At 55.0% G+C, this 7,567-nt stretch carries 5 protein-coding genes and 1 pseudogene; 5 read left to right on the plus strand and 1 reads right to left on the minus strand.

Features of this window, described 5'->3' with window-relative positions; all coding sequences use genetic code 11:
* On the minus strand, positions 1-164 hold a 164-nt coding region (locus CLV87_RS23635), incomplete at its 3' end, for an acetyl-coenzyme A synthetase N-terminal domain-containing protein (protein ID WP_133840917.1).
* A 469-nt stretch (positions 165-633) separates the two neighbouring features.
* On the opposite strand from CLV87_RS23635, the gene CLV87_RS23640 reads away from it, so the two are divergent.
* The 5 genes and pseudogenes from CLV87_RS23640 to CLV87_RS24090 form a co-directional block, all read left to right on the plus strand.
* Entirely contained in the window at positions 634-1,458 is an 825-nt protein-coding gene (locus CLV87_RS23640) for an arsenate reductase/protein-tyrosine-phosphatase family protein (RefSeq protein ID WP_099249843.1), read from the plus strand.
* Between the two features lie 3 nt (positions 1,459-1,461).
* Complete coding sequence (locus tag CLV87_RS23645) at positions 1,462-2,460, plus strand: ArsJ-associated glyceraldehyde-3-phosphate dehydrogenase (RefSeq protein ID WP_099249841.1); 999 nt, start codon at positions 1,462-1,464, stop codon at positions 2,458-2,460.
* Positions 2,461-2,508: 48 nt separating this feature from the next.
* Complete coding sequence (gene arsJ / locus CLV87_RS23650; RefSeq protein WP_099249838.1) at positions 2,509-3,762, plus strand: organoarsenical effux MFS transporter ArsJ; 1,254 nt, start codon at positions 2,509-2,511, stop codon at positions 3,760-3,762.
* 300 nt (positions 3,763-4,062) lie between these two features.
* Complete coding sequence (locus CLV87_RS23655; protein WP_166652841.1) at positions 4,063-6,882, plus strand: bifunctional diguanylate cyclase/phosphodiesterase; 2,820 nt, start codon at positions 4,063-4,065, stop codon at positions 6,880-6,882.
* A gap of 366 nt (positions 6,883-7,248) precedes the next feature.
* Positions 7,249-7,567: pseudogene (locus CLV87_RS24090) on the plus strand (site-specific integrase); the annotation flags it as partial.

Raw genomic sequence — 7,567 nt, forward strand, 5'->3', positions numbered from 1 at the left:
CAATCCAGCCGCTCCGCCTGAGCCCCCCAGAACCCCTCAGGATCGCTCACCGACTGCGCATACATCTCATCATAACGCGACGCGTCAACATGGGCTTGCGAGGACAACTCCGCGCTTGGTGGATAGGTCGGTGCCGTATCAGTATTTGCGGTTGTATCGCTCATGGATATCTCCTCCCAATGAAATTCTCCCCCAAGACGAGAACTTTCGTCCTGACATGTCTTGTTGCGATCATAGGTGACGGGGAAAATTTTTGTATAAGATAAGCAAATGCAATGAGTTATTTGTAAATAAATTTTTCAAATGAGAGAAAATCAGTAAAGGAATTTTCGGAATCGCGGCTAACCCCTTTGTTTTCCTGACCCGGTCATATTCACGTTTGCGCAAGCATTTCTTAACGATTAGGGCTACACACCCGACAAACGCTCTCTACGTAGTACTGGGTAGCCTGCGGCATAATGTTCCGGGTTTTGAATGTTGTGCGCTAACGGGGACGTAAGGGCAGTGCGGGTGATTCCTTGGGCGGCGGGACGCTAGCATTTCAGGATTGGCAGGTCTCCCATGATCCACCGAAGTACTGCGTTACAAAAACTTCACTTGGCGAGGCTCATTTAATTCCGTAATTCCGGAAATATGGAAAATGAAGTGATCTCTCAATTGGCCTCACTGGCTCATTCACGCCGCTTGGCAGTGTTTCGGCTTTTAATGCGGCGCTATCCCGATCTGCTGCCCGCCGGGGAAATCGCGAAGGTTCTGAACCTGCCTGCCTCGTCCCTTTCGGCCTGTCTGGCACATTTGCGTCAGGCGGGATTGGTCACGCAGGTTCGCAGCGGCACCTCTCTTTTATATGCCGCTCAAACCGAAGCCGCCGCGCAATTGGTGGATTATCTGGCCTCGGATTGCTGTCGGGGCCGTCCTGAACAATGCCTACCTTCCCCTTTGCGAAAGGAGCCAGACAGAGCTGATCGTAAGCGCAACGTCCTGTTTATCTGCACCGGGAATTCCGCCCGATCCATTTTCGCCGAGACGCTGATGCGCGACCTTGCCGGAGATCGGTTTGAGGTGTTTTCGGCGGGCACCAAACCGCAATCTGAGCTCAATCCCTTTGCAATCGAGCTATTGGCGGCCAAGGGGCATGACACAACCGGGCTGCGGGCCAAGACTGTTGATGAGTTTCGCGGCTCGGACGCGCCAGACATGGATTTCGTTTTTACGGTTTGCGACACAGCCGCCAACGAAGAATGCCCCCCTTGGCCGGGCCAGCCCATGACCGGACATTGGGGGCAGCCCGATCCGGTCAAGGCCACCGGTACCGATGCCGAAAAGCGCCTAGCCTTTCAGCAGGTCTATGGGGCCATGCGCAACCGCATCAAAGCCTTTACCGCATTGCCGATCGAAACGCTCGATCGGGTCAGCCTGCAAAACAAAATCGACGAAATCGCCAAAACGGAAGACTGAAACATGACCAAATATGCAATCAACGGCCTTGGCCGCATGGGAAAGCTGGTTTTGAAACCCATGCTGGACGCCGAGATGGAGATCGCCTGGATCAATGATGCAGTGGGCGATGCGGCCACCCATGCGCATCTTTTGGAGTTTGATACGGTGCATGGGCGCTGGGATGCTGAGTTTTCAAGCGATGAGAACAGTATCACCATCGACGGCACCCGCATCCCGACCTATCAGACGCGTGAGCTGAGCGATTTGCCTTTGGCTGAGGCGGATGTGGTCGTAGATTGCACCGGCTATTTCAAAACCGAAGCCCGCATTCAGCCCTATTTTGACGCTGGCGTGAAAAAGGTCGTGGTCTCGGCCCCGGTCAAGGATGGCAATGCCGCCAATCTGGTGATTGGTGTTAATGATGACATCTATAATGCAGACGAGCACAAGATCATCACCGCCGCCTCTTGCACCACCAACTGTTTGGCTCCTGTGGTCAAGGTGATCCACGAAGGGCTGGGGATCAAACATGGGTCAATGACCACGATCCATGATGTGACCAACACCCAGACCATCGTCGACAAGCCGCACAAAGACCTGCGCCGCGCGCGCTCGGCTTTGAATTCGCTGATCCCAACCTCGACCGGCTCGGCCACAGCGATCACGCTGATCTATCCCGAACTCAAAGGGCGGTTGAACGGTCATGCGGTTCGTGTGCCGCTGCTGAATGCCTCGCTGACTGATTGCGTGTTCGAGGTTGAGCGTGAAACCACTGTTCAGGAGGTGAACGAGATGTTCCGTGTCGCCTCCGAAGGCGCTCTGAAAGGCATCCTGGGCTATGAAACCCGCCCGCTTGTCTCGACCGATTACACCAATGACGCGCGCAGTTCTATCATCGACGCGCCCTCGACCATGGTGGTGAATGGCACGCAGGTGAAAATCTATGCCTGGTATGACAATGAATGGGGCTATGCCCATCGTTTGGCGGATGTCGCAGCCAAAGTCGGCGCGTCGTTGTAATGCGGTAGGGTGGGGTTCTACCCCACCTGCCTTTGCGGGAAAGAATTCATGACTGACGCAAAGCCACAGGGCTTGGCCGCTTACATCGCGGTGACGGCGGCCTATTGGGCCTTTATGCTGACCGATGGCGCGCTGCGCATGTTGGTGCTGTTGCACTTTCACACGCTGGGCTTTTCACCGGTACAGCTGGCCTATCTATTCCTGCTCTATGAATTGGCAGGGATTGTGACCAATCTTTCGGCGGGTTGGATCGCCGCCCGCTTTGGGCTCAGCAGTACACTATATGCGGGACTTGGGTTGCAGGTCGTGGCGCTATTGGCGCTGTCGCAACTGGATCCGGCCTGGGGTCTGACGGCCTCGGTCATCTTTGTCATGGCTGTTCAGGGCCTGTCAGGCGTGGCCAAGGATCTGTCCAAGATGTCGGCCAAATCCGCAGTGAAACTGCTGGCCCCCAAAGGGCAGGGTGGTTTGTTCAAATGGGTTGCGGTTCTGACCGGCTCCAAGAATGCTGTCAAAGGTTGCGGCTTCCTGCTTGGGGCTGCGCTTTTGGGCTTGGCCGGGTTTGTTCCGGCGGTTCTGGGCATGGCGGCGGTCCTGGCACTGGTGTTGGTGGCCGTCGTTTTGCGTATGCCAGCGGGCCTGCCGGGGTCCAAGAAAGACGCCAAATTCAAAGAGGTCATCTCCAAAGATCGCAACATCAATTGGCTCAGCTTTGCGCGGGTGTTCCTGTTTGGCGCGCGCGATGTCTGGTTTGTCGTCGGCATTCCGGTCTATTTCTACGCAGTGCTGTCTGATGGTAGTGAAGAGGGCAACCGGTTTGCCTTTTTCACCATCGGCACCTTTATGGCTGTCTGGACGATCCTTTACGGGTTGGTGCAAGGGGCCGCGCCGAAACTGTTGCGCGCCAAAGACCGTTCCGAAGCAGACATCATCGCGTCAGCGAAAATCTGGGTCGGTGGATTGGCAGTCCTGCCCTTGATCCTGGCGGCACTGGTTTGGGGTGCTGGCACACCGCAAACTTGGCTGACACTGGTTCTGATCGCAGGTCTATTGATCTTCGGCGCAGTCTTTGCTGTGAACTCCTCGCTGCATTCCTACCTTATCCTCGCCTTTTCCAAGGGTGAAAGGGTGACCATGGATGTTGGGTTCTACTACATGGCCAATGCCGCGGGCCGGTTGCTGGGAACACTGCTTTCGGGGCTGAGTTATCAGCTTGGCGGTGTAGCCCTGTGCCTGCTCATGGCTGCGCTGATGCTTGGGCTTAGCGCCTTGGGGGCGGGTCGTTTGCGCGGTGATCCTTGATTTCGTGAAATGCGCTTTTGTTAACCTTTTGTTAACAATGCGACATTTCTACATGCCTCCTCGGTAAATTCCCTGAAAACCTAGAAAAGCGCAGCTTTGTTTTTTATACTCAAAGCTGTGTTTCTCTTTTGGTTTTCGCGCTTGTTCGCGTGCGTATAAGTTTCGGTTTCAAAGCCGCCGGGTTTTCGTGAGGGCCAAGTTGGCCTTCAGAACTAAGACCACTATTGCTGCGGCTGCATGTCATTGGTGCTCTGCGGGCTGTGCTGGCACTGCCAAACCCGGATTCGAAAGCGTAGATTCATGGCTAAACTGTCGAACTCTATTTCGAAATCACCAACGCGCCCTTTGCGTGTGCGTTTGCAGGCCTTGATCCTTTTTGCCGTGATACCCAGCGCTGTTGGCATCCTTTATTTCGGAATTGAGAAATACAATGCCGAGGTTGCCCGCTATTCCGATGATGCCCGACGAATCACCGCGCAACTGGCTGAAAAACAACAGGCTTTGATCATAGAAACTCAGAGTTTTCTGAAAAAGCTGGCCCTGTCCGAAGCAGTTCAGGACCCAATGGCACCGCAATGCGGCGTGTTTCTGGCGCAGGTTCTTCAACTGTCGGACAAATACGAAAACCTGGGCGTTCCGCGCTGGGATGGAGAGTTGCATTGCAGCGCGCTGCCATTGATTACAGATGTTAATGTCAAGGACCGTCCCTATTTCCGCAAAGCAATCGACAAAAAGGATTTTGCGGTTGGCACGTTTCAAACTGACAGGGTCACAAATCATGTCAGTGTGAATTTCTCGTACCCCGTCATTCCAGAGGGGCAACGTGACCCGATTGGGGCTGCCGTCGCTGTTTTGGGGTTGGAGTGGTGGAGTGCCAGCCTTGAGCGGGCCGATGTGACCAAAGACGCGGTCGCGACGATTACCGATGCCAGCGGCCGGATCGTCGCCATTTTCCCACCCGATCCCGAGATGTTGGGGCAGGATCACCGCCAGCTTGGTGTTCTGGGGCGGCAGGCTGATCGTGGCAATCCCGACCTTGTCCGAGGCACGGATGGCCGGTTGCGGGTGCTGACCCAGCGGGTCTTGTTCGAGGATGGGGATGGGCTTCCGGTGACTGTCACGCTCGGGTTTCCCTTGGACGCGGCACTGGCCTCGGCCCGACAAACCACCGTCATTCGCTTGGCGGGGCTGTTGGGGCTTGTCGCCCTGATCAATGCCATGGCTTTTCGCTTGCTAGAACGCCAGGTTCTGCGCCCGATGGAGGCACTGACTCGTACAATCGAACGATTTGAAGCAGGGTTTGGCGAAAACCTGACGCTTGAACAGCAGGCCGCCAAGATCAAGGATTTTGAAACTATTTCTGGCAGTTTCCGCCGGATTTCCAAGGCGCGCCAAACCGCCGAAGAGATGGAAAGCGAGCGTCGTCAGCAAATGCAAGCCCTGCTGGACGCTTTGCCAGACACCTATTTCCGCCTCAGCCGGGATGGGGTGATTTTGGACTATCGCGCCTCAGACAAAGAGGACCTTTTGATGCCCCCCGAACAGTTCCTTGGGCGCAAAGTGTCAGATGTTCTGGGCGGATCAGCGCTGGAGTTCTACGAGTTGAATATGGCGCAGTTTCTCAAAGATCGAAAACCCAGGACCTGGGAATATGATCTGGAGATACGTGGGCGAAAGACAGATTTCGAGGCCCGGCTGCGGGACGTTTCATCACGAGACGAAGCGGTTCTTGTGGTGCGCAATATTTCCGAGCTCAAACGCGCACGGGAAAAGATCCTGCTGCAAGCGCGAACAGATTTTTTGACGCGGCTGCCAAACCGCGCCAGCCTGACCTTAGAAGTGGAAAACGCGGTCAGCTTGTCCAGACAGTTGGATCGCCCCTTAGTTTTGATGTTCGTCGATCTGGATGGGTTGAAAAAGGTCAATGACAAGCTGGGTCATGCCATCGGGGATGGGTTGTTAAAGCTGGTTGCGCAACGGCTGCGCAGCGCCATTCAAAGCGTTGATTTTGTTGCGCGTCATGCCGGGGATGAATTTGTTGTGCTCTTGCGCGGCGAAGAGGCTGTTTTGCGAACCGAACCGGTCGCACGCCGCATTCTCGAGGCCATGCATCACCCGTTCAATATTGGCCAGGACTGCGTGCAGATTTCGGCCTCCATTGGTATAGCACATTGCCCGGATGACGCCGTCACACCACAGTCACTGTTAAGCGCGGCAGATCAGGCCATGTATTCCGCCAAGGCGGCAGGTGGCGGCTGTATCCGTCACTTTACACATGAAATCGGGTCCAAAAACGCGCACCGTTTGCGGATGCTTGATGATCTGCACCGGGCGTTGGAATTTGACGAGTTCGAATTGTTCTATCAGCCGATTATCGACCTCAAAACCGGGCGTATTGTCATGGCCGAAGCATTGCTGCGCTGGAACCACCCAGAATTTGGATTGCTGACACCGGACCGGTTCCTGCATTTCGTAGAAGAGGCGGGGCTGATGATCGAGGTGGGTGATGTCGGGCTTCGCAACGCCTGTTCTGACCTGGGGGATTTTGTGGATCGTTTCGGGCCGGGGTTCAAAGTTTGCGTCAATCATTCCCCCAAAGAGCTTTGCGCTCGCGAACACGGCAAGGGGCTGAATTGGCCGGACTACATTCGGGCAAACGCGCCTGCGACCGGGGCAATTGTCGTCGAGATCACCGAGGCCGCGTTGCTTGATCCCACCCCATTCACGTTGGCGACGCTGCGTTCTTTCCGGGCTGCAGGGGTTGAGGTCGCTTTGGACGACTTCGGTGCAGGTTACTCCAGCTTGCTCTATTTCCTGAATAACGAATTTGATTACCTCAAAATCGACCGGGAATTTGCCCAGAACGCACCGGAAAGCGCGCGGGCGGCGGGGCTTTGCGAGACCATCCTGGGCCTCTCGGCCCGGTTGGGAAGTAAGGCCATTGCCGAGGGTATCGAACGCAAGGAACAATTGGTGTTCTTTCAAAACCGAGGCTGCGCTTTGGGGCAGGGCTTTTTGTTTTCGAAAGCCCTGTCACGCGAGGCGTTTCTAAGCCTGTCTGAAAAACGCCTCTTGTGCGATGACCTGCAGGGCGGCGTCCTGGGCAAACTGGAGGCGTAGTGACAGGAAACAGGCACATCGCCCTGTCTTGCCCATTCAATACGAGTTCAAGATGCTTTCCTTTCGGTGCAAGAATATGCCACATAGGCCGCGCTGCGGCGAAACATAACGGTGAAAACACTTTTTGCTGCCTGACGCACGCAGTGACACCCTTGGAAACCCTGATCCGCAGGCCAATAGAAAGACGCATGTGCAAAGATGACTTGGCGCAAGTCTCAGGACAAAAACAACAGTTTGACCCTTCGTGAAAGCGCGCGTTTAAGCGTTGCCCCGATTATGGATTTGTGTGAGGGGTTTAATCTACATGATATTGTGATATTTTTCGGGTTTTGGTTTTGTGTAGCACATACGTAGCAACGGTCCGTTTTGGATGGTGAAGGCGTGCTCCGCCTCCCACAGGATGCAACATTTCTGATTGGTCTGGAAATGGATGCGCCGGGACCGAGCAACAGGCCCGGCTGCTCTTTTTTTGAGCTATACGACAGAGGCAAGAAGGCTGCCCGTCTCACTGATTGCTGCGAGCTTGTCATCCAGCGCAACATTGGCCGCTCTGAACTGCTTCCAGCAACAAGCCAGGTTCACATAGTCGACCAAATCCTGGTCTTTGCTCTATTCAGCGCACGTCGCATCAGTGAGATTTGTAATCTCCGATGGGAAGATTTCAGGAAGGAAGAAGCCAAGATCT

It is taken from the genome of Pelagimonas phthalicica (genome assembly GCF_004364805.1).
Lineage (GTDB): Bacteria > Pseudomonadota > Alphaproteobacteria > Rhodobacterales > Rhodobacteraceae > Pelagimonas > Pelagimonas phthalicica.